This is a genomic window from Collinsella sp. HCP28S3_G2 (genome assembly GCF_052065125.1).
In the GTDB taxonomy this organism is placed as follows: domain Bacteria; phylum Actinomycetota; class Coriobacteriia; order Coriobacteriales; family Coriobacteriaceae; genus Collinsella.
Genome location: NZ_JBQHUO010000002.1, coordinates 229,389 through 254,507, shown reverse-complemented (window position 1 = coordinate 254,507; position 25,119 = coordinate 229,389). Strand labels below are relative to the sequence as shown.

Below are 25,119 nucleotides of genomic sequence, written 5' to 3'. Positions count from 1 at the left end.
ACGCAATGACCAAGAACCGCACCGAGGTCGCGGACATCGACCGCAGCCTCTACGACTTCACCTATGGCGAGGAGGGATTCGAGCGCCTCGACGCCGGCATCACGCCCGACATCGTGCGCGAGATCAGCGCCAAAAAGGACGAGCCGCAGTGGATGCTCGACCTGCGCCTCAAGTCCCTCGAGATCTTCAACCGTTTTCCCGACCCAACGTGGGGCCCCTCCATCGAGGGCCTGGACATGGACAACATCGTCACCTACGTCAAGCCCAACACCGACCAAAAGCACGACTGGGAGTCGGTGCCCGACGACATCAAGAACACCTTTGAGCGCCTGGGTATCCCCGAGGCCGAGCGCAGCTACCTGGCGGGCGTCGGCGCGCAGTACGACTCCGAGCTCGTCTACCACAACATGCAGGACACGGCGTCCAAGATGGGCATCGTCTACTCCGGCATCGAGGAGGCCCTGCACGACCCGCAGTGGGAGCCGCTCATCCACGAGAAGTTTATGACGCTCATCCCGCCCACCGACCACAAGTTTGCGGCCCTGCATGGCGCCGTATGGTCGGGCGGGTCGTTTGTCTATGTGCCCAAGGGCACCAAGCTCGATTTTCCGCTGCAGAGCTACTTCCGCCTCAACGCCAAGGGCGCCGGCCAGTTTGAGCACACGCTCATCATCGTCGAGGACGATGCCGACCTGCACTTTATCGAGGGTTGCTCCGCGCCCAAGTACAACGTGGCCAACCTCCACGCCGGCGCTGTGGAGCTCTTTGTGGGCAAGCGCGCACACCTGCGCTATTCGACCATCGAGAACTGGTCCAAGAACATGTACAACCTCAACACCAAGCGTGCGCGCGTGGACGAGGACGGCGACATCGAGTGGATCAGCGGCTCCTTCGGCAGCCACGTGGGCTACCTCTACCCCATGAGTGTGCTCAACGGCCGCCGCGCCCGCTCGAGCTTTACCGGCATCACCTTTGCCGGCGCCGGCCAGAACCTCGATACCGGCTGCAAAGTCGTACTCAACGCGCCCGAGACCTCGGCGACCGTCGAGACCAAGGGCATCTCCAAGAGCGGCGGCATCCAGACCTTCCGCAGCTCTATCGTGGCCACGCCCAAGGCCGAGGGCTCCAAGGCAACCGTGAGCTGCCAGTCGCTCATGCTCGACGACCAAAGCCGCTCCGACACCATCCCCGCCATGGACATCCGCGCCAAGAATGTCGACATCGGCCACGAGGCCACCATCGGCCGCATCGGCGACGACAAGGTGTTCTACCTGATGAGCCGCGGCATCTCGGAGGAAGAGGCCCGCACCATGATCGTCAACGGCTTTGCCAACCCGGTCTCCAAGGAGCTGCCGCTTGAGTACGCCGTCGAAATGAACAACCTGATCAAGCTCGAGATGGAAGGAGCGATCGGATAATGAAACAGACCACCAACACCGCTGCTACCACGCTCGAGCAGGTCAATGCAATGCCGGCCGCCACTTGGGGCTGGCTCAAGATGAACCAGACCAAGCTCGAGCTTTCGGACGAACTTGCTGCCGCTCCCGCCGAGGCCGTTGAGGTCGAGGGCCTGGACGAGCAGATCCATGGCACGGCCGAAGCCTTCGACGCCGCCATGGACGCCATGGCCGAGCGCTTCCCCGAGCGACGCACCTCAGCCCCCGGCGACGCCGCCGACCGCGCCCGCATCACACCCGAGACCGAGCTCGACGTGCCCGCCACCTCTGTCTACCAGGCCGGCGCCATCAAGCTCGAGGAGGAGCTCTCCCCCGCCGAGGCCTTCGAAACCGGCATGGGCGAGGCCGCCTACACCTATCTGGCCGACCATGCCACCAAGCGCATCGTCATCGATGTGCCCGCCTACGGTCGTGCCACGGTCACCGTGCGCGTGAGCGGCGTCGATGCCGCCGCTGCCATCGCCGCCATCGATGTCGTCGCCCGCCCGCAGGCAACGCTCGACCTGCAGATCGCCCTGGACTCCCCCGTTACCGGCGAGGGCGTCGTGGGCTCCGTGCTGCGGGTGTGTGCTCACGAGTACGCCACCGTCAACGTTGCCTGTACGCAGACGCTCGACGACAGCTGGATCGCGCTCGACGACACCGGCCTGTTCCTGGACGAGGGCGCGCGCGTCAACGTGCAGCACACCGTACTGGGTGCCGGTGCCAGCGCCACCGGCCTTGCCGGCGACCTGCTGGGCGACACCGCCAAGGTTACGATCGATACCGATTACCTGGGTGCCCGCCAGCAGGTGCGCGACTTTAACTACGAGCTTCGCCACCGCGGCCGCAAGACCGAGTGCGAGATCGACGCCAACGGCGTGCTGACCGGCACGTCCAAGAAGGTCTACCGCGGCACCATCGACCTCGTGCACGGCTGCAAGGGTGCCGTCGGCACCGAGCGCGAGACGGTGCTGTTGGCCAACAAGGGCGTCGACAACAAGACCGTCCCCGTCATCCTCTGCGACGAGGACGACGTTTCCGGCAACCATGGCGCCACCATCGGCCACGTCCGCGACGAGCAGCTGTTCTACCTCGCCTGCCGCGGCCTTGACCAAAACGCCGCCGAGGACCTGTTCATCCGTGCCAAGCTGGAGGACGCCGCGCTTTCCGCCGCCGACGAGCGCATCCGCGCCGCCGTCGTCCGCTTGGGCAACAACCTGATCGATAACTTTGAGGAGGAGCTCGCATGATCGACACCGAGCACGTTAAATGCGATACCTGTACTGCCCCCGAGCCCATGGAATTCGACGCCAGCGATGAGGCCTCGCGCGGCTGGCCTACCGTCGACATCGAGACCAACCCCTACAAGGCGCAGTTCCCGCTGTTCCAACAGCACCCCGAGATCGCCTTCCTCGATAGTGCCGCCACCGCGCAGCGCCCCGCCTGCGTGCTCGACGCCGAGCGTGACTTCTACCAGCGTATGAACGCCAACCCCCTGCGCGGCCTGTACTCGCTGTCCGTCGAGGCCACCGAGGCTATCGCGAAGGTGCGCCAGCAGATCGCTGACCTCATCGGCGCCTCCCAGGCCAACGAGATCGTCTTCACCCGCAACACGAGCGAGTCGCTCAACCTGGTCGCCAAGAGCTTTGCGCCCACGGTGCTCGAACCCGGCGACGAGGTCGTCATCACCATCATGGAGCACCACTCCAACCTGATTCCGTGGCAGCAGGTCTGCCGCGAAACCGGCGCCAAGCTCGTCTACCTCTACCCCACCAAGACCGGTCAGCTCACGACCGAGGAGGTTCTATCCAAGGTGGGCCCCAAGACCAAAATCTTGGCCGTGGGTCAGATCTCTAACGTGCTGGGCGTCGAGAACCCGGTCAAGAACCTCGGCAAGCTCGTGCACAAGTACGGCGGCTATCTGGTCGTCGACGGCGCGCAGTCGCTGCCGCACATGCCGGTCGATGTGGCCGATCTGGGAGCCGACTTCTTTGCCTTTAGCGCACACAAGGCCATGGGCCCCATGGGCATTGGCGTGCTGTGGGGCAAGATGGATCTGCTCAACGCCATGCCGCCCATGCTTACCGGTGGCGAGATGATCGATTCGGTCACCGAGCAGGACGCCGCCTGGGCGCCCGTCCCCGAGAAGTTCGAGGCCGGTACGCAGGACGCCGCCGGCATCTTCGCCACGGGCGCGGCGCTTGATTACCTGGTCAACACGGTGGGCTACGAAAACATCCAGGCCCGCGAGCAGGCACTCGTCCACTACCTGATGGGCGAGCTCATGCAGCTCGACTTTGTCCAGATCATCGGCTCCATCTATTGGGACAACCACCACGGGGTCGTGAGCTTTAACGTCAAGGGCATCCACCCTCACGACGTCGCGAGCATCATGGACATGGACGGCGTCTGCATCCGTGCCGGTCACCACTGCGCGCAGCCGCTGCTCACCTGGCTGGGCGTCGAGAACCTTGCCTGCTGCCGCGCCAGCGTGGCCTTCTACAACGACAAGGCCGATATCGATAAGTTCATCGCCGGCCTGTATCACGTTTGGAGTACGTTCAATGGGTAATCTGTACACCTCCACCACGTTTATGGAGCACAACTCCCACCCCGACTACAAGTACGAGATGGATGCCCCCACGCACGAACACGACGGCATCAACCCCAGCTGCGGCGATGAGCTCACCCTGCAGCTGCGTGTCGAGAACGATGTAATCGAGGAGGCTTCCTTTACCGGGCACGGCTGCGCCATCAGCCAGGCCAGCGCCGACATCATGGCCGACCTCATCACGGGCGAAACGGTCGAGGAGGCTCGTCGTCTGGCAGAGCTTTTCCTCGCCATGATCCGTGGCGAGGAGCTCTCCGAGGAAGACTTGGAAGACCTAGACGAGGCCGCTCAGCTCCAGGACATCTCACACATGCCCGCCCGCGTCAAATGCGCCGAACTCGCCTGGCGCACCCTCGACGGCATGCTCGAGGGTCAGGCTAACCAGTAACGGATGCCCCGAATCCAAGGTTTTTGATTGCCGAGCCGCCCGATACGGGCGGCTCGGCTTTTTCATAACGAGCGCACGCGCAGCCACGCTTCCGGCGCCCAATCTGTCATTTATCGCACGGCCAACCGCAAGCACAAGCGTTTTTCACAGTACATAAGGCTTGCCACAGGGCCACGGGGCACGCCGAGCAAAGCGCCAGGCACCGTCCTACTAGGCTCCGGCTCGCCTCCTGCCTGCCGCAGACGGGTCCCATAGGGTGCGGCGTGCATTTTTGCGAGTATTCAGCACGCCAAGCTATGTGCATACAAATCACGAGCATAAATTAGCGCCTTCGGGCGCGTATATATTGCGTTTTAGAACAGGCATTACGGTCTACGGGGACGCAAACGCGTGCTTCGGGGCGTATTGGCAGACAAATAATTGTCTCGGGGCCCGCAAGTTGCAAGGTTATAGCAGTTCCGACAGCACTACGATGCTGAAAACTCCGCTTTTTGCACGGCGTGGACGGGGGTAGGCACGGGCAAAACCGGACTGAGCTATTGTTTTATGCAAGACGGCAATCATTCTATGCATATTTAGAAGTGTAGTTAACGTCCAAGCATTTAGAATGATGGTCCCAGTGGGCAGACAGCCCTATCCCAGGCTGTCATCAGTCCGCACCGCCGTTCGAGCACGGGCGCGCACAATACGAGAAGCGGTGCTTTTGCTTATCCCCGTATACCGCTCAATTTGGCGCACCGTAAAACCAGCATCGTGCAAGCCAAGAATAACGATATTGCGCTGCGCCGGCGGCGCCGCTTTAACCCTCTGGAGCGCAACCCCGAATCCCTTCGCCAACTCATCGGCAAAGACGCGCCGCTCCAACTCCATCTCTACCAAATCGCGCATCGCCGGATCGCCGCCGTCGGGCGTCGAAAGCGAATAGGCAATAAAGGCTTTGGCAGAACCAAAAAGCTCAAGCACGCAAGAAGGATCGGAAAATCCCCTCGTAGCATCTGCCTCGTCACCGTCGTAAACGCGCAGATGCTCCGCAAAGCTGCTCCAGGGATAACGCTCAATTAGGTTGATGCCCGCATCCTGCGGATCGGCGTGAACGGAGCGAACAGCCTCCATCACCTGCCGGTCGGTATCGAGCGAACAGCGCTCAAAACGTTCCCGGAACAGGCAGCCCGATCGCCCGGTACGCTTATTGAACCGACGAGCATACGTCAACAGCAGGCGTTGCATGGCTGCACTCATGTTGTCCTCATAATCCAGAAGTACCAGATCCACATGGTCGCCCATGAGGCACCACGCCACAATCGTTACCTGGGCATCGCGGCAGCAGTCGCGCATCAGCTCCAAAAACTCCCACCGGTCCTCGTCGCTCTCAAAGATCAGCTGACTGCCCATACCGCGGGCACAGACATGGTAAAAACCGGTGATCGTTTTCCAAACACGCTGCATGGCGCTCCCTTCGCCGGGACCTGCTTACCGTCCAATACATCACGATTGAAACGTGCCATCAAAACATTCACGCAAAATGGCACCCGTCGACGGTAAAAGGCGGCACACCGACGGCGAATGGCATCATAACCACAGGCTAGACACCGCAACAGGGGCAAGAACTAACCAATAACTTGACCAGAACTGACCCCCTAAAACGTATCGCATAACCGCAACCAAGCTTGTTAAATCGTTTCAATTGAAAGTTCCGCGCTTCTCGTTACGAAAACTGCGCCGTTCGCCGAATATTCCGTGCATTTCGCGGTATTATAGGGGCTGCATGTCATGTCCCTTTCGAAGGGTCGCCCGGCAATCACCAGCCACGACCTCCAGACGGGACGCCAATACGATAGAGAGGAGAGGCATGCAGTACTCACAGGAAGTGGAGAACATGTGCCCCGTTGCCAAGGGTGCATACCACGGCCCCGCACCCATCCCCGAGGAGGGCAAGTGGGTCCAGGCTAAGGAGATTTCCGACATCTCCGGTCTTACGCACGGTGTGGGTTGGTGCGCACCTCAGCAGGGCGCCTGCAAGCTCACGCTGAACGTCAAGGACGGCATCATCGAGGAGGCCCTCGTTGAGACCATCGGCTGCTCGGGCATGACCCACTCTGCTGCCATGGCTTCCGAGATCCTTCCCGGCAAGACCATCCTCGAGGCCCTCAACACCGACCTCGTCTGCGACGCCATCAACGTTGCTATGCGCGAGATCTTCCTGCAGATCGTTTACGGCCGCAGCCAGACCGCGTTCTCCGAGGGCGGCCTGCCCGTGGGCGCCTCCCTCGACGACCTCGGCAAGGGCCTTCGCTCTCAGGTCGGCACCATGTTCGGCACCAAGGCCAAGGGCGCTCGTTACCTCGAGCTCGCTCAGGGCTACGTCACCCGCATGGCTCTCAACGACAAGAACGAGATCATCGCGTTCGAGTTCCTGAACCTCGGCAAGTTCACCGACGCCGTCAAGGCCGGCAAGACCCCCGAGGAGGCCATCGCTGGCGCTATGGGCCACTATGGTCAGTGGGAGAACGCTGCCAAGTACATCGACCCGCGCACCGACGAGGAGACTCACTCCGTCGCCAGCGTGTTCCCGGTTCACGAGTAGAAAGGGAGGGAAATAACTATGACTGTTACGTTCGAAGGTTACGAGCGCCGCGCTGACAAGATCAACAAGTGCCTCGCCGACAACGGCATCGCCTCCCTCGAGGAAGCTCTGCAGATCTGCACCGATAAGGGCTTCAACCCGCGTGAGATCGTCAACAACACCCAGTCCATCGCCTTCCAGAACGCCGAGTGGGCCTACACCCTCGGCTGCGCTCTCGCTGTCAAGCGTGGCGCCAAGAACGCTTCTGAGGCTGCCGCCATCATCGGCGAGGGCATCCAGGCCTTCACCGTTCCCGGCTCCGTCGCCGAGGACCGCAAGGTCGGTCTGGGCCACGGCAACCTGGGCGCTATGCTGCTCTCCGACGACACCGAGTGCTTCGCCTTCCTGGCCGGCCACGAGTCCTTCGCTGCCGCTGAGGGCGCTATCGGCCTGGCTCTGAACGCCAACAAGGCTCGCAAGAAGCCGCTGCGCGTTATCCTCAACGGTCTGGGCAAGGACGCCGCCCAGATCATCGCCCGCATCAACGGCTTCACCTACGTGAAGACCCAGTTCGACTACTACACGGGCGAGCTCAAGGTTGTCGAGACCATCCCCTACTCCGATGGTCCCCGTGCTGCCGTTAACTGCTACGGCTCCGACGACGTCCGTGAGGGCGTTGCCATCATGTGGCACGAGAACGTCGACATCTCGATTACCGGTAACTCCACCAACCCCACGCGCTTCCAGCACCCCGTCGCTGGCACCTACAAGAAGGAGCGCATCGAGGCTGGCAAGAAGTACTTCTCCGTCGCCTCTGGTGGCGGCACTGGCCGTACCCTGCACCCGGACAACATGGGCGCCGGCCCTGCCTCCTACGGCATGACCGACACCATGGGCCGTATGCACTCCGACGCCCAGTTCGCCGGTTCTTCCTCCGTGCCTGCGCACGTCGACATGATGGGTCTCATCGGCATGGGCAACAACCCCATGGTCGGTGCCACCGTCGCCTGCGCTGTCGCCGTCGAGGAGGCCCTCAAGGCCTAATCGCGCCCGCGCGATGCTCATATAGTTGAGCTTCGGAGCCGCTATCCACCCGGGTAGCGGCTCTTTTTGTTTGCACTGCCGCAGGGTTGCTAATGCCGATATATCAGTTGGGACGAAATACGAGATGTGATGAGATGGAGCGTCAGAGCGTCCATAACGCCCATCTGCCATATTTGCCCTTTACCGATTTGCCGAGTCTTTTCGGCCTCATTGCCGATCACCCATGCGACAATGCGCCGGACGAGAAAGGAATCCGATGGAATCGACTGATGTACTGGTAATAGGATCTGGCATTGCGGGCCTTTGTGCCGCCATAGAAGCGGCACGCGCGGGCGCGACCGTTGCCGTCGCAAGCGCCGGCAAGACCATGAGCGGATCGAGCTTCTTCCCGGGCACCTGGGGCCTTGGCCTTATTGGCCCCATCGACGAAGACGACGAACAGGACCTCATCGACACCATCCAGACCGTGGGCGGCGGTGTCGCCGACCCTACGCTCGTCCAGACGTTCGTCCACGGCATTCCCCAGGCCATCCAATGGCTCGAGCAGGATCTAGGTATTAAGCTCCAACGCCCGCAAAGCGCCGAGAGCGCCCAGCAAAAGCAATTTATCCCCTGCTTTGACCATAAGACACGCATGTGGCGCGGCCTCACCCGCAAACCCCTCGAAGACGCGTGTACGGCCCAGATCGACTCGCTCGGCATTCGCCTGCTCCCCCGCCACGAGCTAATCGACCTTGTTGAGGACACGACCGGAAAGATTATCGGCGCCGTACTCTACGACCGCACAAACAAGCATCTCGTACCTATGGCAGCCAAGGCCACCATCATCGCTGCGGGCGGCACGGGTGGCCTGTTCGAGCGAAGTCTCACTTCCGCCGACGTGCTCAGCTCCTCGCAGGCCATCGCGCTGGCACACGGCGCAACGCTCACTAATATAGAGTTCATGCAGATGATGCCGGGCTTCATCGAGCCCAAGCGCAACCTTGTCTTTAACGAGAAGACCTGGCGCTACGTACATGTAGACCAGCCGGTCGATATCGCCGACGACAAGCTGGACGATCTACTTGAGCAACGCTCCGGATATGGTCCCTTCACCTCGCGCTTGGCCTCCCGCGCCATCGATCTTGCCATCGATCAAGCGGGTGCTGAAGGTCTGGCGCTCCACTACGATTTCCCCCGCGAGGACGTCCCCGAGTTTGTGCAGACCTTTGCCACCTGGCTACAAGACGAGCACGGCATCGCGCCGACCGACGAGATGCGTGTGGCGATGTATGCCCACGCCGCCAATGGCGGCATCAAAATCGACAAGACCGCGTACACGGGCGTTGAGGGCCTCTATGCCTGCGGCGAGGCGACAGGCGGCATGCACGGGGCCGATCGCATTGGTGGCCTGTCAAGCGCCAACGGCATCGTGTTTGGGCGCATCGCAGGCGCCTCGGCAGCCCAAGCAGCACAGAATGCACCTGAGGTGGCCCCAAAGGCGGATGTCGCCCTCCCCCAGCATGGCATTGCCACAACAGACGCCGAGCGCCTGACCCGCGGCCTTAAGCACACGATGAGCACCTACTGCATGATCAACCGCACCGAAGGGGGCCTATCCAAGGCACTACACGAGCTTGAGGGCTTGAAGACGGAGGCAACGACCTTGAGCACGCAGAAAGCCCAGGACAGCGAAATCGCAGCCCTCGCCCGCCTGCAATCGCAGATTCAGCTGGCAGCGGAAATGGTCAAAGCCATGCGCAAACGGACCGAAAGCCTCGGATCGCACTATCGAGCGGACTAAACTGGACACTCATCTAAAGCAGAACACAACTAATCGATATCTATGGGCCCCGTGAGCACGAGGTGGCACGGGGTCCATTCGTGTCCGCACGGCAGCGTATTCTTATTCTGAATACAGAGCAGGCAAAACCCGCACAGACAATAGACCAGCGGGGAGGAGATATGGACAGTCGTGATATCGAGAAGTGGCGTGTCAAACTTGATAGCTCCGCCAATGTGGAAGACGGCGTTGAGTATTGGCTCGCACGCGATTTAATGGAACCCATGGGGTACACTCGATGAGAGAACTTCGCCAAAGTTGTTAAGAGGGCAAAAGTCTCGTGCGAAACAAACAAAACTCCAGTTGATTCCCATTTTCGTGATACCACGAAAATGGTAACAGCCGGTGTCGCCGCTCGCGCGGTTAAAGACTACAAACTTACTCGCTATGCATGCTATTTAATCGCACAGAACGGAGATTCAAACAAGCCAGAGATCGCGCTCGCCCAGGCATACTTTGCCGTGCAGACGCGCCGCCAAGAGCTCATAGAACAGCGCTTCGCAGAGATTCAGCGCTTGCAGGCGCGCCACTCGCTATCCGATTCAGAGAAACAGCTCTCGGGTATTGCGTTCAAACGCGGCGTGGACTCCAAAGGATTCGCGATCATCAAGTCGAAGGGCGATGAAGCGTTATTCGGCGGCAGAAGCACGGCGGAAATGAAGCAGCAGCTCGGCGTACCCAAGAGCGCGGCATTGGCGGACAGATTAGCCGATGTCCTCATCAAAGCAAAGGACCTTACGAACTCGATGACGGCCTTCAACGCCGAGGAACACGACCTGTACGGTCTGGACCAGATCAAGCAAGAGCACGTCGAGAATAACACAAGCGTACGTGGCAGCCTCATCGACCGTGGAATTGTCCCCGAGAATCTACCGCCTGCCGAGGATACAAAGAAGCTCGAACGTCGCGTGAAAGCAGACGAGAAAAAACTCAAGGGGGGCACAGACGGATTCACCGACCCCCAGGGCAGGCTCGACTTGTAAAGCGTCTGTGCCCTTTCGGGTTCGACCCCATGCGAGGTCAACAAAAAAGACGGCCAACTTTCGCTGACCGTCTTAACATGCTTTGGTGGGCCGTCAGGGGGTCGGCCTGCTGCGCAGGCGGCCGCTGCGGCGCTTCGCGCCTTGCGCGCTGCGCTGGTAAATGCTCACGCATTTCCTCAGCTCCGCGCCCTTTCGGGTTCGACCCCATGCGAGGTCAACAAAAAAGACGGCCAACTTTCGCTGACCGTCTTAACATGCTTTGGTGGGCCGTCAGGGGGTCGAACCCTGGACCTTGGGATTAAGAGTCCCCTGCTCTACCAACTGAGCTAACGACCCAAAGCTAAAGTCCGTAGTAGCGGACTTTAGAGGAGATATCGTGTGGTGGGCCGTCAGGGGGTCGAACCCTGGACCTTGGGATTAAGAGTCCCCTGCTCTACCAACTGAGCTAACGACCCGATATCAACACGAAGCAAGAACTGGGGTGGGTAAAGGGACTCGAACCCTCGACCTACGGGACCACAACCCGTCGCTCTAGCCAACTGAGCTACACCCACCGTGTCCTGTGCGCTTCGCGCTCGACTATTATTGCAAGGAACGCCACGCGACGCAAGACCCAATTTTCAAGAATTTTGAAAAGAGTTTTTCGGATCCATTTCGAGCAAATCCCACCGGTTCCATAGGAGTAAACTTGCCCCACCCCGATGTTCGAAAGGACAAGCATGAAAGAACTCTCCAATCGCACGGCAACGTTTACCGATTCGGTCATCCGCCGCATGACGCGCATCTCCGATATGTACGGCGCCGTCAACCTCTCGCAGGGCTTCCCCGACTTTGATCCCCCGGCGCAGCTGCTCAAGAGCCTGGGCACCATCGCCACCGATCCCAAACCGCTCTACCACCAGTACTCCATCACCTGGGGCTCCCAGGCCATGCGCGAGGCGCTTGCCGCCAAGCAGGAGCACTTTATGGGCGTACCGATCGACCCCAACCAGAACATCGTGGTCACTTGCGGCTCCACCGAGGCCATGATGGCTGCCATGATGACGGTCACCAACCCCGGCGACAAGGTCGTCATCTTCTCGCCGTTCTACGAGAACTACGGCGCCGACACGATCCTTTCGGGTGCCGAGCCCATCTACGTGCCGCTCAACCCGCCCACATTCGACTTTGACCGCGAGACACTCGAGGCTGCCTTCCGCGACAACGACCCCAAGGCCATCGTCCTGTGCAACCCTTCCAATCCCTGCGGCAAGGTCTTTACACGCGAAGAGCTCACCTTTATCGCCGATCTCTGCAAAAAGTACGACGCGTACTGCATCACCGACGAGGTGTACGAGCACATCGTCTACGCGCCCCACGAGCACGTCTATATGGCCACACTGCCCGGCATGTTCGAGCGCACCATCAGCTGCAGTTCGCTGTCCAAGACGTACTCCATCACCGGCTGGCGTCTGGGCTACACCATCGCCCCGGCCCAGATTACCGAGCGCATCAAGAAGGTCCACGACTTCCTCACTGTAGGTGCCGCCGCTCCCCTGCAGGAAGCTGTCGTCACCGCCCTCAACTTCGACGACAGCTATTACCAGGAGGTCCTCGATCTCTACACAGCCAAGCGCGATCTGTTCTGTCAGGGGCTCGATAGCATTGGTCTTGAGCATAACGTGCCGCAGGGCGCCTACTACGTCATGATGGACATCTCTGAATTTGGCTATGACAGCGACCTCGACTTCTGCGAGGACCTCGCGTCTAAGGTGGGCGTGGGCGCTGTGCCCGGCTCGAGCTTCTTCCGTGAGCCCGTCAACCATCTGATTCGCCTCCACTTTGCCAAGCGAGACGAGACGATTAACGCGGCGCTGGAGAACCTCAAGTCGCTACGCGATAAAATCAAGCCGCGCGGGTAAGGACGGCCCGGCAACTAAAGCACCCAAAGAAGCCCCGCACCGCACGCGCGTTGTGGGGCTTCTTTTTATAGCGCTTTCTTAATTTATTTAAAGCGCTATACTTTAGTCACCGAACAACTCGTCCCAGGGGGAGGAATACTATGGCAGAGCAGCAGCTTATCGGAGCGCTCGAGGCCGGCGGCACCAAGATGGTCTGTGTCACGGGCTATGCAGACGGTACGGTTCTGGAGCGTGAGCAGATCGCAACCACGACCCCGCAGGAGACCGTTGAGGCCGTCAACGCATGGTTTGCAAACAAGGGCATCGCCGCGCTGGGCATCGGCGCCTTTGGCCCCACCGCAGTCAACCCTGCCTCGCCCCAATACGGCAAGATCTTGGAGACGCCCAAGACGGCATGGCGCTACTTTGACCTGCTGGGCACCATCCAAAACGAGCTCAATATTCCCTGTGGCTACGACACCGACGTCAACGTCGCCTGTCTGGGCGAGGTCACCTTTGGTTGCGCCCAGGGCCTCACCGACGTGGTGTATCTGACCATCGGCACCGGTGTGGGCGCCGGCGTGCTCTCGGGCGGCCAGCTCGTGCACGGCATGATGCATCCCGAGGCCGGGCACATCCTGGTCACACGCGATCCGCGCGACACCATCGGCGAGCACAGCGGCTGCCCCTTCCACGACAACTGCCTCGAGGGCCTCATCGCAGGCCCCGGCATTAAAAAGCGCTGGGATGGCAAAAGCGCCGGAGACATGGCCGATGACCCGGAGGCCATGGACCTGCTCGCAGGCTACCTGGCACAGGCGCTCATGACCTACACGCTGTGCTATGCGCCGCAAAAGATCATCATCGGCGGCGGCGTGGCCGACCACACCCCCATCGTGCCGCTCGCCCGCAAAAAGTGCGCCGAGATGCTCAGCGGCTATATCGTCACGCCCGAGGTCAATGACATCGATACCTACATTGTCAACAACAGCCTCGATGGTAAGCAGGGCATCATGGGCTGTCTGGCCCTTGGCGCACAGGCGCTCCAGTAAAGGGTGCACCAACGACACACGGTGTTGCCGGGCTCGTATAACGCGCAGACAACGCTATCGCGCCCTGCAGGGCCCCCAAACGCACAAGGCCGCCTAGGACCAAGCAAAACGTCCTAGGCGGCCTTTCTGGTGCATACAAGCGATCGGAGGAGATATCGGAGCACGACGCCGGTAGCTGCTCCGCAGCAGTCAATCATCACGTCGGTAATCATGCCGGCGCGCCCCGGCACAAATAACTGAATCGTCTCGTCGATTGAGGGGACCAGCAACAGAAAAACCACCGTGGGAAGCAGTCTGTCAAAAGTGCGTCGACCCTCGATATCAAAGGCATGTGTCACCAAAACACCGAGCACCATATACTCGGTAAAGTGTGCGCACTTGCGGACGACAAAGTTGGTTACCCATTCATACGGCAGGCTCAAGCTATGCAAAAACCCGCGGACGTCCTCCATGATCGCCAGGCTCAGTGAGCCGGACCCCGTGCCGGGAACCAGTGAATTGCCCCAGATCAGCAACACCATGGCGCAGGCCGCAACCGCCCACTTACGATCGATCTTAATCATGCAGAACTAGGCCTCGGCACGAAGCGGCGTAAAACTGGCGGTACCGCCCTCGATAACACTCAAATAGGCACGGCCCGTACGCTTGGCGGTAGAGGACTGCAGGCGCTCGATCTCTTCCTCAAGGATCTGATTGACGCGCTCGTGGCGACGGTTTTCCATAACGCCGGCGGCGATAGCCTCGGCGCGCTCGATACTCTCGCGCGAGATACGCGCGGTATCCTCGGGAAACACGGAGCTGTGGCGGCCGACATAGACGGGAGCAACCGAGACAGGTGAGGCCGCAGGGTAGGGCATCGGCGCGGGGGCGGGCTCGGCGACCTCGGCCATGATCGCCATAGCGGCGGCCCACATGTTCTCGTGGCCCGAATAATCGGCCATGGGGATATCTTCCTCGAGGGAGGCATCGGGGAGACTGTCGGTATCCACGCGATTCTGGGCATCGATAGAGGCAGTGATGGCGGCGGGCTCGTCCAAATCGGCGAGATCCACACCCTTGGCATCGGAAATGATGGGCATGCTGGCGAGCTTGGCGTTGTACGGCACCGCCTCCGCGGCCTGCATTTGGGCCGAAGCGCCCCAAAGCGAGCTTTCGGCAGCACGACGAGCGGCGATGGTCTCCTCGTCGACAACCAGGGGCTCATCGGCAAAGGGGTCGGCGACAGGAGCCGGCTGAGCTGCGCCCTGCTGGCCGGTCGAAGCGGCCGTCGCGGCAGAGGCGTACGCAGCCGAAGAAGCACCGTTATAGGCGGCATTGTTGGCAGCGTTGGCCACAAGCGCCACGAAAGCTGCAGTGCTGCCCGCAGGGGCGGCATGAGAGCCCGAGACGGCACGTGCGGCAGCAGCGATGTCGTCGCGGTTATAGGAGCCAGTCTTTTCACCGTTTGTGAGCTCGTCAATTGCGACCTGGTAGATATCGCGCGAGCGAGCGGGATCGCAGCTAACCGGCGAATCGTCGTCGAGCATGCTATCGATCATAGCCCAGGCATCGGCCTCGTCCATGGCATTGGCGGCACGGGCGATGGTCGGAACGCCATCATCGGCGTGACGGCGCTGAAACGCGCCGGTCAGACCGGAGAGAAGCGAAGAGGATTGACCCTGCTCGTCCAAAGTGACAGGCGCAGCAGCCCGGGGAGCGGCCTCCTCCTGCTGAGCGGGAATCGAGGCGGTCTTGAACTCGTTGTAGGTCCGACTAAACTGAGCGGCGCCGCCCACGGCATCGGGCTCAAACAGGCGGCCATCGTGCTCCGCACGATACTCAGAGATACCCAGCGAGGCGGCATAGATACCCACACCGGCCACTGCGCCCACGGCAAAGGGAACAGCACCCGCGACAACCGTCTCGTTGATTGACGAAAACGGCAGTGTAGCGGCATACACGAACACGGGTGCGGCAAGGCCGATCCCGCAGGAAAGTCCGGCAAGGACTGCTCGTTGTGTTGCATCAGAAGAAGCCATGAGCTCTCCCCATCTTCCAGCACCCAAATCGCGTCATTCAGTTGGCTGCGCGAGAGAAGATGAAGCGGGGCTATGCCCCAAAGCAACGGTATATGGTTCGTTTCATCTGCGTTTTCCGTCGCGAAGCTTAACTGCTATTATGCGAAACCCCCTTGGGGATTGCAAGCAACGAAGCGGAATTGAAACGGGAAAATCGCTGCTTGCCGGTCGTGAGGTCAATAATCGTTGGCGAGCGGCTATACGAAAAGGGCCAGGATCTAAACCCCGGCCCTTCTGGCATGTCTATGGTTGCTGTCGCGTGCAGCGGACGGGCTAGAACATCTGCTCGTAATCGCTGTGCTTTTTAGCCGAACGCACCAGGAACTCCTGGTTGGTATTGGTGCCCTTGAGGCCCTTGATAAACGACGCTGCCGCGCGCTCGGTGTTGTTCATGCCGGCGAGGATGCGGCGCAGGCCAAAGACAAACGGGCGCATCTGCTCGTCGACCAGCAGGTCTTCGTTGCGCGTGCCCGAGGCAACGGGGTCGATGGCCGGGAAGATGCGGCGGTCGGCCAGATCGCGATCGAGCTTGAGCTCCATGTTGCCGGTGCCCTTGAACTCCTCAAAGATGACCTCGTCCATCTTGGAGCCGGTATCGATAAGGGCGGAAGCAAGGATGGTGAGTGAGCCGCCGTTTTCGATATTGCGGGCAGCACCCAGGAAGCGTTTAGGCGGATACAGGGCCGCCGAATCGACGCCGCCCGAAAGGATGCGGCCCGAGGCGGGCGCCGCCAGGTTGTACGCACGGGCAAGACGCGTGATGGAGTCGAGAACCACCACGACGTCGCCGCCCAACTCCACGATGCGCTTGGCGCGCTCGATGACGAGCTCGGCCACGCGGGTATGGTTGTCGGCGGGCATATCGAAGGTGGAGGCCACGACCTCGCCCTCAATGGAGCGCTGCATATCGGTGACCTCTTCGGGGCGCTCGTCGACGAGCAGGCAGATAAGGTGCACCTCGGGATTGTTGATCGAGATAGACTGGCAGATCTTCTTGAGAATCGTAGTCTTACCGGCCTTGGGCGGTGACACAATCAGGCCACGCTGGCCCTTGCCGATCGGCGACACGATATCGATGGCGCGACCGGTAATGGAATCCTTGCCATGCTCCATGCGCAGCGGCTCATTGGGGTAGACCGGCGTGAGATCGCCGAACTTGGGGCGGTTACGGGCCTGCTCAGGATCAAGGCCGTTGACGGTCGTAATTTTGGCGAGACCGGCACGCTTGTCGCCGCCGCGCGAGGGACGAAGCGAACCCTCGATCACGTCGCCCGTGCGCAGACGCGCGGAGCGGATGAGGTAGGCGGGCACGAAGGCGTCGTCATTGGACTTCATGTAGCCGTGGGCATGGATGATGCCGGAGCTGTCCGGGCGAATCTGCAGGATGCCCTTAATATCGCGGAAGCCCTCGGCCTTCGCGGCTGTGGTGTAGATCTCTTCGACGAGCTCGGCCTTCTTCTTGCCGGTCGTCTCAATCTCGAACTCCTTGGCCTTCTCGCGCAGCTCGGCGACCTTCATGGCCGCGAGCTCCTCGCGCGAAAGCGTGGGCTCGGTCGGAGCTGCGTTGCGCTCCTTGTTGCGCTGTTTGCGATCGCGCTGGCGGCTGCGGCGGTCGTTGTTACGATCATCCTTGCGCTCGCTGCGCTCATCGTTACGCTTGTGCTGACGGCGGTTGGGGCGGGAACTCTCTTCGGCCTCAGCGCTCTCGACGGCAGGCGTCGTGGGCGCATCGGCGGTCGCCGGGGTCTCGCCGTCCGACTTAGCGTCGGACTCGGGCTGTTGCTCAGCATCCCCCTGCTGTTCGGCAGACTTGGTCTTGGAAGATTTCTTGCGCGTGCGCTTGGGCTTCTCGCCTGCCGACCGATCGGCGCCCTCCGTCTCGGGAGTCGTGTCGACGCTCGCCTCGGTAGACTCAGCTACCGCAGATTCGGCGCCGGACTTCGCCTCTGCCTTAGCTGGGCGTTTGGCTGCGGTGTGACGGCTGCGCCCGGGACGAACGTCGGCAGACTCGGCAGCGGCAGAAACAGCGACCTCAGGAACATCAGCACCCTCGGCCGAAACCACGACAGCCGCTGTAGGCTCGACGAACGCCGGGGCATCTTGGACAGAAGCCGCGGCAGCGGCCGCCTTCTCCGCCTCGACAAATGCCTTGGGCTTGCGGCCGCGGCGATGCGGGCGCAAAGCAGGATCGACGACAAATGCACCGCCGGCCTCGGCAGGCACGACAGACTCAGCAGAGGAAGCGTCCTCCCCCGCCGCAGAGCGAACCGAGGTCTCGGCGGCATCGGACGAAGCCTGCTCGGCAGCCTGCTGGACCTTGGCCGCCGTGCGACGGCGCGTGCGTGGAGCCGGCTTTTCTGCTACCTGCTCGGGAGCCGGAGCCGAAGGCGCCTCGGGGGCGGACGGAGCCGCGAGTTCGGTCAGAGCCGCGGCATCGCGCTCGGCGGCACGACGACGAGCACGAACAACCTGGGCTTCGCTGATCTGCGCAAGCGCGCGGGCCTGCGCAACCTCATCTGAAAGCGGCACCGAAACCTCGGCGGAAACCGGACGCTTGGCACGCGTCGTGCGCGTGGTGCGGCGTTTGGGCTTTGCAGCCTCATCGCCATCCGCAGCGGGCTTGGCCACACGACGCGTGCGCTTGGGCTTCACGGGCGCAGCCTCCTCCCCGGTAGCAGGCGCGACGGGAACAGGGTTCTCACTCGAAGCCGAGACAGCGTTCTGGTGTGTCTCGGGGACCGACGTCTGCGACGGTGCGGGTTTCGCGATTTGGTCCAACGCAACCGGTGCGGCGGGAGTGGTTTGTGCCGTGCTTATTTCATTTTCTTGCTGTTGATCAGACACAGTGTTTGCTCAACTTTCTTTTAAAGCCCTGTGATCACATGCTCCCCGCATAAACCTTCAGGGCGGCTAAACAGTCTAGCTCCGTTCAAAACACAACGGACATCATTGATCTGTATCGAGATGATTACGTCAAATACGCAGCGTTAGTGTAACACAACCGCCACCACCTGCAACTTAGTCATTGGACGTTCTTATACAACTGGTCAAAAGGGACACTCTCCCTCAAAAGCGCTTCCTCTGTCGCACCAGAGGAGTGAAGCCGTGGCATCCGGAATAGCCGCGCCACGAAACGCGCCTATCTACTACGTTTGACCCGCGACCCCTGACCATCCCCTCGATCTTCCTAAAATAGCAAGCCCGCTACCTGCGGTTTTAATATCGTACTTTTCGGCATGGTTCGAGGTATGCGACTAAACGTAGTAGATAAGCCCGATTCGTGGCGGACGGTTTCGCACCGCTCTCCCACCGGACAAAAATGATCCGTTTTCCTCCGTCCCCAAGGGGTCGTTTTCAAAACGATCGCGGATTACGGTGCAAGAACGGCGTAAGCCAACCATACCCTGCATTTTTAATATTCGGCAAGCCGTCTACCTGCGATTTTATTTTCGCTGCTGTTGCTATGGTCGCCAGGCAGCGATTCAGCCCCGTAAACCGGTATAGTTGCGTTTTTGTAGCATTTTCCAACACGCCAAAAAGCCCCGCCAAACGCAAAAAGCCCGACCTCCGCATGGAGATCGGGCTTATAGAGCTCAGCAAAGCCAAACCTACACGGTCAAACGACCCGTAGATTACATCTGCTCGGGTGCAGAAACGCCAACCAGAGTGAGCACCAGGGCGAGCGTCACGCGGACGGCGTCGCAAGCGGCCAGACGGGCGCGTGAAAGCTCGGGATCGACGGGACGGCCCTCGCTCGGAAGCACCTGGCAGGCAGCGTAGAAGCTGTGGAAGTCGCCGGCGAGCTCCTCGGCAAAGTGCGTCAGACGGAACGGGGCGCGGTCGCGAGCGCAGCTGGCGATGAGGTCGGTGAGCTCGTTGAGCTTACGCGAAAGGGCAAGCTCGGTCGGGTCGGTCAGCAGCGAGTAATCGACGTTCTCGCCGATGGCCTTGTCGGCGACGGCCTTCATGCCCATCTCGTCAGCCTGCTCGGGCGTAACGTCAGCGGCACGGCGCAGAATGGAGCACACACGAGCGTGAGCGTACTGCACGTAGTAGACCGGGTTGGAGTTATCACGCTTCTTAACGGCCTCGATGTCGAAGTCGACCATCTGGTTGGAGCTCTTGGAGATGAGCGTGTAACGGGCGGCGTCGGAGCCGACCTCGTCAACAAGCTCCTGCAGGGTCACCATGGTGCCCTTGCGCTTGGACATACGGACGGGCTTGCCGTTGCGCAGCAGGTTGACGAGCTGGCCCAGCAGAACCTCGAACTTGCCGGGATAGCCAAGAGCGTCGCAGACACAGCGGACGCGGTCGATGTAGCCATGGTGGTCGGCGCCCCAGATGTCGATGACGTGGTCGACGCGCTGGAACTTGTCCCAGTGATAGGCGACGTCGGAGGCGAAGTAGGTGTACTCGCCGTCGGACTTGATCAGGACGCGGTCCTTGTCGTCGCCCAGGTCGGTGGAGCGGAACCACAGGGCTCCGTCCTTGGTGTAGAGGTAGCCCATCTTGTCGAGCTTCTCGAAAGCGCGGTCGACGGCGGAGGTGCCGGCGGTCTCGCCCTCGGTGTCCTTCACGTACAGCGAGCGCTCGGAGAACCAACGATCGAAGTCGCAGTTGACGGCGTGGCAGAGATTACGCATGTTGTCGACCATCTTTACGTAGCCGCGCTCGCGGAAGCTCTCCATACGCTCCTGCGGATCGGCGTCGACCCACTTGTCACCGTCGGTGCGCCAGAACTCGGCGGCCTCGTCGATGATGTAGTCGCCGCCGTAGGAGTCCTTGCCCAGAGTCTCGGCAAAGTTGTCCTGATACGGATGGGTCTCGGGATGCTCGTCGTTCTCGTCGGCAACAAAGGCATCGCGGTCGGCAATCAGCAGCTTGTGAGCCTCGTCGATATCCACGCCCTGCTTGGCGATGATGTCGGCAAGCTGCATATAGCGCGTGCTGATGGAGTTGCCGAAGGTGTTCATCTGAGAGCCGTGGTCGTTGATATAGAACTCACGCTGGATATCGTAACCGGCATGGTCCATAACACGGCAGAGGGAGTCGCCCAGAGCGGCCCAACGGCCATGGCCAATATGCATGGGGCCGACGGGGTTGGCGGAGACAAACTCGACCTGGGTCTTCAGGCCGCCGCCGACGTTGGACTTAGCGAAGTCCATACCCTTCTCGCGAGCCTCGCCGAAGATGGCGTTCTTGACGGCGACGGAGAGGTAGAAGTTGATGAAGCCAGGGCCGGCGATCTCGACCTTCTCGATCGCGGGATCCTCGGGCATATGGGCAACGACGGCCTCGGCGATCTTGCGCGGGGCGCAGTGAGCCAGCTTGGCGGACTTCAGGGCCATGGTGGAGGTCCACTCGCCATGAGAAGTGTCAGCCGGTCGCTCGATAGCGCAATCGTCAAGTTCAAATGCGGAAAGGTCGCCGGCCTCCTGGGCCGCAGCAAGCGCAGCGCGTACCAGCTCTTCAATCTTCTCGGGCATATATCCTCCTTGTGTTAAAGCCCCCGAGCTCTTGGTCACTCGTAGGGCAAAAGCCAGAGTTTGCAGCACTCTATCACAAGCGGTAACTACTGTCGCAGGGTAAAGTCAATCGATATTGCATATGCACAAAATTGACTACAGCTGTCGCAAGGCCATTCAAAGATGGCGGTCTGCCTGCTGGTTGTGCACCCGCCGAAAATGCATAAACATCTGCATGGGCAGCTCAGAATATCGAATACTCTTACCTATCGGATTTGTGTGCTTTTCCTGCATAAAGTAAGGGTTTGCGCACGTCAGCGTGGTATTCTAGACATACGTAAATTCGTATAAGTTGGAGGTAGCATGTTCTCAATCGGTCAACACGTCATTCATCCGGGTCAGGGAGTCTGCACCGTCGTCGGTTTTAGGGAAGACACACCGCAGCCCATGCTGTTGCTCGAGACCAAGCAGGGACATGCGCAGACGATCCTCATGTACCCCGTGGCGCAGGCCGACCGTCTGCATGCCGCCATCTCCCAGCAAGATGCCGAGCACCTACTGAGCCATTACGACGAGCTGGAGTGCGACACCTTTACCGAGCGCAACAGCTCGCTCGAGGAGACGCACTTTAAGCAGCAGCTCAAGCTGGGTGCGCCCGAGACGGTCCGCGTGGCAAAAACCATGATGCACCGTATTCGCCAGGCCGAGGAAGCAGATAAAAAGCCCAGCTCCTACTACATGCGCGTACTCAAGGAAGCCAAGCGCCGCTCCATCGAGGAGATTGCCGTGGCCCTGGGCGTCACCGAGGAGGACGCCGAAGCCCGCCTATCCCAAGCCGCCCTCAACTAACCTGCCAAAAAGGGACAGGTTTATTTTGGCAGGTTTTATCTGGGGAAACGTCAACAAACAATTGGTAAATGGTCGGGTGCTCCGTTTTGTTTGTAAGCCCCGGCCATTTTTCTATGGCCGCGAAAATGCGTGAAGCCCATTTGTGATGACATCACGCGAGGGCCGTCCAGATCGACGCAACCAACGCCCGTATCCGCAACAAGCGCACCCGTCTTGCTCAATTACCATTAAAAAGCATCAATTTGAAAACGCAATAACATTTCGGCAGGTAGCAGCTATAGTCGGTAAACTGAATCTCAACAACCGAAGCCTCCGAATGAGGTATCTTCAGCCCATCCAAGCTAAAGGAGGGGCCATGCCGAGAAAACCTCGTTCAAAGTCACCAACCGGTTATTTCCACGTCACGTTGCGTGGAAACGGAGGGCAATTGCTGTTTGACGATGCCGAGGACCGAATCGCCATGCTTCAGATCCTCGATGCAATCCTCCCCAAACACAATATCGAGCTTATCGCTTGGTGCCTTATGGGAAACCATATTCATTTGGCACGACAATCGTGCAGAGTGTCGCAGGATGCGCTCCGACGGAACTCAAATCTGTCTCCAAGCCACTTCGCAATGAGGCGATTCTCGCGCTTCGAAAACAAGGGCTAACCGTTAAGCAGGTTCAGCTGTTGACCGGACTCGGAACATGGATTATTAAGAACGCGTCCTAACGTCGCGTTTGCCGAGTTACGGGTACGGCGAAGCGCAGCCACCTGCCGCGAGGCGCCGCCATTCGCCAACGTCACCAGGTCAAACAGAAAACGCTTCCGCTGAATAACGTTCAACGGGAGCGTTTTCCCAGATAAAACCTACCAAAATAAACCTGTCCCTTTTTGGCAGGTTAAGCCTGGAAGGTGTCGCGGTCGGGCGCGAAGGACTGCATGGCCGCGATGGTGCGGTCGAAAAGCTCGGGGAGCTCCCAGCCCAGCATCTCGGCGCCCTGCGTAATCACGTCGCGCGAGCAGCCGGCGGCAAAGCGCTTGTCCTTGAACTTCTTCTTGAGCGACTTGGTCGTAAAGTCCATGACGCTCTTGCTCGGACGCATGATGACGGCAGCCCCGATCAGGCCGGTAAGTTCGTCGCAGGCAAACAGGATCTTTTCCATCTGCAGCTCGGGCTTGGGCAGCGAGGTATTGAAGTCCGAGGTATGCGTCTGGATGGCGCGGATGAGTTCGGGCGATGCGCCCTCGCTCTCGAGGATTTCGGCCGCATAGATGGTGTGGTTCACGGGGTCGTCCTCATGCTCCTCCCAATCCAAGTCGTGCAGCAGTCCGACGATGCCCCAAAACTCCTCGTTCTCGGGGTCGAACTCGCGCGCAAAGTAGCGCATGGTGCCCTCGACCGTCTCACCGTGGGTGATGTGGAACGGGTCCTTGTTGTGCTCGTTGAGCAATTCGAACGCACGGTCGCGGGTGATTCCGGCGGAAAGCGTCTGGGACATGGCAATACCTCCAGGTGAGTCGGTGCTAGGACACGGTGTCACTATCGTATATCGCCGCGGCTCAAGCCGAAAGGCAGAAAAGGCATACGGAGAAAAAAGCCGGGCGAACGCGTCGCCCGGCAAAACCGCAGATAAAACCTGCCAAAATAAACCTGTCCCTTTTTGGTAGGTTTAGGGGCGGACCTGGCCGGTGCCGCGGAGCTTGTATTTGTAGGTGGTGAGGGCCTCGGCGGCAAAGGGGCCGCGGGCGTGGAGCTTTTGGGTCGAGATGCCGATCTCGGCGCCCAGACCAAACTCGCCGCCGTCGGTAAAGCGCGTGCTGGCGTTGGCATACACGGCCGAGGCATCGATCTCATCCAAAAAGCGCTCGCAGGCGTCCGCGTCCTCGGCGATGATGGCCTCGGAATGCATGGTGCCATAGCGGTTGATGTGCGCGATGGCCTCGTCCTCGTTCGCCACGACCTTCACGCTCATCTCGAGCGCCAGGTACTCGCGGCCCCAGTCCTCCTCGGTCGCGGCCACGTAGTCGTCGCCCTCGGCAAGACCGGCGTCGGCGCATGCGGCACACGCGGCCTCGTCGCCGTGAATCAGCACGCCGTGGTCGTGCAGCACGGCCACGACCGCCGGCAAAAACGAATCTGCCACGGCGCGGTCCACAAGCAGCGACTCGGCGGCGTTGCACACGCCCACGCGCTGGGTCTTAGCATTGACGATAATGTTGAGCGCTTTATCAAAGTCGGCGGATTCATGCACGTAGATGTGGCAGTTTCCCGTGCCCGTCTCGATAACCGGCACAAGCGACTCGCGCACGCAGCGCTGGATCAGGCCCGCACCGCCACGCGGAATAAGCACGTCGACGATGCCGCGAAGCTTCATGAGCTCGCCGGTGGCCTCGCGGTCGGTGGACTCGATCATCGAGATAGCCTCGCGCGGGAAACCCTTGGCCTCGAGCGCATCGGCCAGCAGTTCGGCAATCATGGCGCACGAGTGATAGGCCAGCGAACCGCCGCGCAGAATGCAGGCGTTGCCGGTGCGGATGCAGATGCCCGCGGCATCGGCCGTCACGTTGGGACGCGCCTCATACACCATGGCGACCAGGCCCAGCGGCACGCTCACGCGGGTGAGGTCCACACCACTTGCAAGTACGCGGTGGTCGAGCACGCGGCCGACGGGATCGGGCAGCTCAGCCAGCTTCTCCAGGCCGGCGGCCATGCCCTCGACGCGCTCGGGCGTCAGCAGCAGACGGTCGAGGAGCCCCGCCGAGGTGCCCGCATCGCGCGCAGCGGACATATCGAGCTCGTTGGCGGCGACGATGGAATCGACGCCATCGCGCAGCGCCGCGGCCATGGCGCGCACGGCCTCCTGGCGCTGCTCGTCGCTCGCCGTGGCAAGCGAGGCCGACGCCGCCTTGGCGGCAACGGCAAGATCGTGGACATACGTGGCTATATCGACCGACATGGACGGCCCTTTCTCTTAGTAGTT

The 25,119-nt window shown here is 60.7% G+C and carries 17 protein-coding genes, 3 tRNA genes and 1 pseudogene; 11 read left to right on the top strand and 10 right to left on the bottom strand.

Going from position 1 to position 25,119, the window contains the following annotated elements:
* Nucleotides 1-5: 5 nt before the first annotated feature.
* The 4 genes from sufB to sufU are packed head-to-tail and all read left to right on the top strand — an operon-like array spanning nucleotide 6 to nucleotide 4,438.
* On the top strand, nucleotides 6-1,418 hold the full coding sequence (gene sufB / locus ACTNB2_RS02770; RefSeq protein WP_022094821.1) for a Fe-S cluster assembly protein SufB: 1,413 nt from the start codon (nucleotides 6-8) through the stop codon (nucleotides 1,416-1,418).
* The gene (locus ACTNB2_RS02765; RefSeq protein WP_441044705.1) at nucleotides 1,418-2,689 is read left to right on the top strand and encodes a SufB/SufD family protein; all 1,272 of its coding nucleotides are present in this window, start codon (nucleotides 1,418-1,420) and stop codon (nucleotides 2,687-2,689) included. The genes sufB and ACTNB2_RS02765 overlap by 1 nt, the downstream gene beginning before the upstream one ends.
* The gene (locus tag ACTNB2_RS02760; RefSeq protein ID WP_441044704.1) at nucleotides 2,686-4,011 is read left to right on the top strand and encodes an aminotransferase class V-fold PLP-dependent enzyme; all 1,326 of its coding nucleotides are present in this window, start codon (nucleotides 2,686-2,688) and stop codon (nucleotides 4,009-4,011) included. The genes ACTNB2_RS02765 and ACTNB2_RS02760 overlap by 4 nt, the downstream gene beginning before the upstream one ends.
* A complete protein-coding gene (sufU, locus tag ACTNB2_RS02755; protein WP_441044703.1) occupies nucleotides 4,004-4,438 on the top strand; it encodes a Fe-S cluster assembly sulfur transfer protein SufU in 435 nt (144 codons plus the stop codon). The genes ACTNB2_RS02760 and sufU overlap by 8 nt, the downstream gene beginning before the upstream one ends.
* Nucleotides 4,439-5,071: 633 nt before the next feature.
* On the opposite strand, the gene ACTNB2_RS02750 is transcribed toward sufU, so the two are convergent.
* Nucleotides 5,072-5,884: a transposase gene (locus tag ACTNB2_RS02750; RefSeq protein WP_441044702.1), complete on the bottom strand. Its 813-nt coding sequence runs from the start codon at nucleotides 5,882-5,884 to the stop codon at nucleotides 5,072-5,074.
* A 403-nt stretch (nucleotides 5,885-6,287) separates the two neighbouring features.
* Between ACTNB2_RS02750 and ACTNB2_RS02745 the strand changes: the two genes are divergently transcribed.
* The 4 genes and pseudogenes from ACTNB2_RS02745 to dinD form a co-directional block, all read left to right on the top strand.
* Nucleotides 6,288-7,022 (top strand): iron-sulfur cluster assembly scaffold protein, encoded by a 735-nt coding sequence (locus ACTNB2_RS02745; protein ID WP_006235554.1) that lies wholly within the window; start codon nucleotides 6,288-6,290, stop codon nucleotides 7,020-7,022.
* 18 nt (nucleotides 7,023-7,040) lie between these two features.
* Complete coding sequence (locus ACTNB2_RS02740; RefSeq protein ID WP_154518278.1) at nucleotides 7,041-8,045, top strand: GGGtGRT protein; 1,005 nt, start codon at nucleotides 7,041-7,043, stop codon at nucleotides 8,043-8,045.
* Nucleotides 8,046-8,301: 256 nt separating this feature from the next.
* Entirely contained in the window at nucleotides 8,302-9,828 is a 1,527-nt protein-coding gene (locus ACTNB2_RS02735) for an FAD-dependent oxidoreductase (RefSeq protein ID WP_441044701.1), read from the top strand.
* A gap of 293 nt (nucleotides 9,829-10,121) precedes the next feature.
* Nucleotides 10,122-10,850: pseudogene (dinD, locus tag ACTNB2_RS02730) on the top strand (DNA damage-inducible protein D); the annotation flags it as partial.
* A gap of 260 nt (nucleotides 10,851-11,110) precedes the next feature.
* On the opposite strand, the gene ACTNB2_RS02725 reads toward dinD, so the two are convergent.
* The 3 genes from ACTNB2_RS02725 to ACTNB2_RS02715 all read right to left on the bottom strand — a co-directional run bounded on the left by ACTNB2_RS02725 (nucleotide 11,111) and on the right by ACTNB2_RS02715 (nucleotide 11,404).
* Nucleotides 11,111-11,186, bottom strand: a tRNA-Lys gene (locus ACTNB2_RS02725).
* Nucleotides 11,187-11,229: 43 nt separating this feature from the next.
* Nucleotides 11,230-11,305: transfer RNA gene (locus tag ACTNB2_RS02720), tRNA-Lys, on the bottom strand.
* A 22-nt stretch (nucleotides 11,306-11,327) separates the two neighbouring features.
* A tRNA-His gene (locus ACTNB2_RS02715) sits at nucleotides 11,328-11,404 on the bottom strand.
* Between the two features lie 165 nt (nucleotides 11,405-11,569).
* On the opposite strand from ACTNB2_RS02715, the gene ACTNB2_RS02710 reads away from it, so the two are divergent.
* Both ACTNB2_RS02710 and ACTNB2_RS02705 read left to right on the top strand, forming a co-directional pair.
* On the top strand, nucleotides 11,570-12,751 hold the full coding sequence (locus tag ACTNB2_RS02710) for a pyridoxal phosphate-dependent aminotransferase (RefSeq protein WP_441044700.1): 1,182 nt from the start codon (nucleotides 11,570-11,572) through the stop codon (nucleotides 12,749-12,751).
* A 140-nt stretch (nucleotides 12,752-12,891) separates the two neighbouring features.
* Nucleotides 12,892-13,782 (top strand): ROK family protein, encoded by an 891-nt coding sequence (locus ACTNB2_RS02705; protein ID WP_441044699.1) that lies wholly within the window; start codon nucleotides 12,892-12,894, stop codon nucleotides 13,780-13,782.
* Nucleotides 13,783-13,895: 113 nt separating this feature from the next.
* Here ACTNB2_RS02705 and ACTNB2_RS02700 read toward each other — a convergent pair whose 3' ends face one another.
* The 4 genes from ACTNB2_RS02700 to argS form a co-directional block, all read right to left on the bottom strand.
* Nucleotides 13,896-14,345: a VanZ family protein gene (locus ACTNB2_RS02700; RefSeq protein ID WP_154518263.1), complete on the bottom strand. Its 450-nt coding sequence runs from the start codon at nucleotides 14,343-14,345 to the stop codon at nucleotides 13,896-13,898.
* A 6-nt stretch (nucleotides 14,346-14,351) separates the two neighbouring features.
* Nucleotides 14,352-15,800: a hypothetical protein gene (locus tag ACTNB2_RS02695; RefSeq protein WP_441044698.1), complete on the bottom strand. Its 1,449-nt coding sequence runs from the start codon at nucleotides 15,798-15,800 to the stop codon at nucleotides 14,352-14,354.
* Nucleotides 15,801-16,112: 312 nt separating this feature from the next.
* Nucleotides 16,113-18,617 carry a transcription termination factor Rho gene (rho, locus tag ACTNB2_RS02690; RefSeq protein ID WP_441044697.1) on the bottom strand — a complete coding sequence of 835 codons (2,505 nt, stop codon included), beginning with the start codon at nucleotides 18,615-18,617 and terminating at the stop codon, nucleotides 16,113-16,115.
* 854 nt (nucleotides 18,618-19,471) lie between these two features.
* Nucleotides 19,472-21,325, bottom strand: coding sequence for an arginine--tRNA ligase (gene argS / locus ACTNB2_RS02685; protein ID WP_441044696.1), 1,854 nt, complete (start codon nucleotides 21,323-21,325; stop codon nucleotides 19,472-19,474).
* A gap of 342 nt (nucleotides 21,326-21,667) precedes the next feature.
* Here argS and ACTNB2_RS02680 point away from each other — a divergent pair, with 342 nt between their 5' ends.
* The gene (locus ACTNB2_RS02680; protein ID WP_427727935.1) at nucleotides 21,668-22,153 is read left to right on the top strand and encodes a CarD family transcriptional regulator; all 486 of its coding nucleotides are present in this window, start codon (nucleotides 21,668-21,670) and stop codon (nucleotides 22,151-22,153) included.
* Nucleotides 22,154-23,037: 884 nt separating this feature from the next.
* Here ACTNB2_RS02680 and ACTNB2_RS02675 read toward each other — a convergent pair.
* Together ACTNB2_RS02675 and ACTNB2_RS02670 are read right to left on the bottom strand one after the other, a co-directional pair.
* Nucleotides 23,038-23,637, bottom strand: a complete 600-nt coding sequence (locus tag ACTNB2_RS02675; RefSeq protein WP_154518251.1) for an HD domain-containing protein — start codon at nucleotides 23,635-23,637, stop codon at nucleotides 23,038-23,040.
* A gap of 171 nt (nucleotides 23,638-23,808) precedes the next feature.
* Nucleotides 23,809-25,095 carry a glutamate-5-semialdehyde dehydrogenase gene (locus ACTNB2_RS02670; RefSeq protein WP_154518248.1) on the bottom strand — a complete coding sequence of 429 codons (1,287 nt, stop codon included), beginning with the start codon at nucleotides 25,093-25,095 and terminating at the stop codon, nucleotides 23,809-23,811.
* Nucleotides 25,096-25,119 lie beyond the last annotated feature (24 nt).

Excerpts from the sequence above, each read along its gene's own strand:
- sufB (WP_022094821.1), top strand. The coding sequence starts at position 6 with ATGACCAAGAACCGCACCGAGGTCGCGGACATCGACCGCAGCCTCTAC.
- ACTNB2_RS02765 (WP_441044705.1), top strand. The coding sequence starts at position 1,418 with ATGAAACAGACCACCAACACCGCTGCTACCACGCTCGAGCAGGTCAAT.
- ACTNB2_RS02760 (WP_441044704.1), top strand. The coding sequence starts at position 2,686 with ATGATCGACACCGAGCACGTTAAATGCGATACCTGTACTGCCCCCGAG.
- sufU (WP_441044703.1), top strand. The coding sequence starts at position 4,004 with ATGGGTAATCTGTACACCTCCACCACGTTTATGGAGCACAACTCCCAC.
- ACTNB2_RS02750 (WP_441044702.1), bottom strand. The coding sequence starts at position 5,884 with ATGCAGCGTGTTTGGAAAACGATCACCGGTTTTTACCATGTCTGTGCC.
- ACTNB2_RS02745 (WP_006235554.1), top strand. The coding sequence starts at position 6,288 with ATGCAGTACTCACAGGAAGTGGAGAACATGTGCCCCGTTGCCAAGGGT.
- ACTNB2_RS02740 (WP_154518278.1), top strand. The coding sequence starts at position 7,041 with ATGACTGTTACGTTCGAAGGTTACGAGCGCCGCGCTGACAAGATCAAC.
- ACTNB2_RS02735 (WP_441044701.1), top strand. The coding sequence starts at position 8,302 with ATGGAATCGACTGATGTACTGGTAATAGGATCTGGCATTGCGGGCCTT.
- ACTNB2_RS02710 (WP_441044700.1), top strand. The coding sequence starts at position 11,570 with ATGAAAGAACTCTCCAATCGCACGGCAACGTTTACCGATTCGGTCATC.
- ACTNB2_RS02705 (WP_441044699.1), top strand. The coding sequence starts at position 12,892 with ATGGCAGAGCAGCAGCTTATCGGAGCGCTCGAGGCCGGCGGCACCAAG.
- ACTNB2_RS02700 (WP_154518263.1), bottom strand. The coding sequence starts at position 14,345 with ATGATTAAGATCGATCGTAAGTGGGCGGTTGCGGCCTGCGCCATGGTG.
- ACTNB2_RS02695 (WP_441044698.1), bottom strand. The coding sequence starts at position 15,800 with ATGGCTTCTTCTGATGCAACACAACGAGCAGTCCTTGCCGGACTTTCC.
- argS (WP_441044696.1), bottom strand. The coding sequence starts at position 21,325 with ATGCCCGAGAAGATTGAAGAGCTGGTACGCGCTGCGCTTGCTGCGGCC.
- ACTNB2_RS02680 (WP_427727935.1), top strand. The coding sequence starts at position 21,668 with ATGTTCTCAATCGGTCAACACGTCATTCATCCGGGTCAGGGAGTCTGC.
- ACTNB2_RS02675 (WP_154518251.1), bottom strand. The coding sequence starts at position 23,637 with ATGTCCCAGACGCTTTCCGCCGGAATCACCCGCGACCGTGCGTTCGAA.
- ACTNB2_RS02670 (WP_154518248.1), bottom strand. The coding sequence starts at position 25,095 with ATGTCGGTCGATATAGCCACGTATGTCCACGATCTTGCCGTTGCCGCC.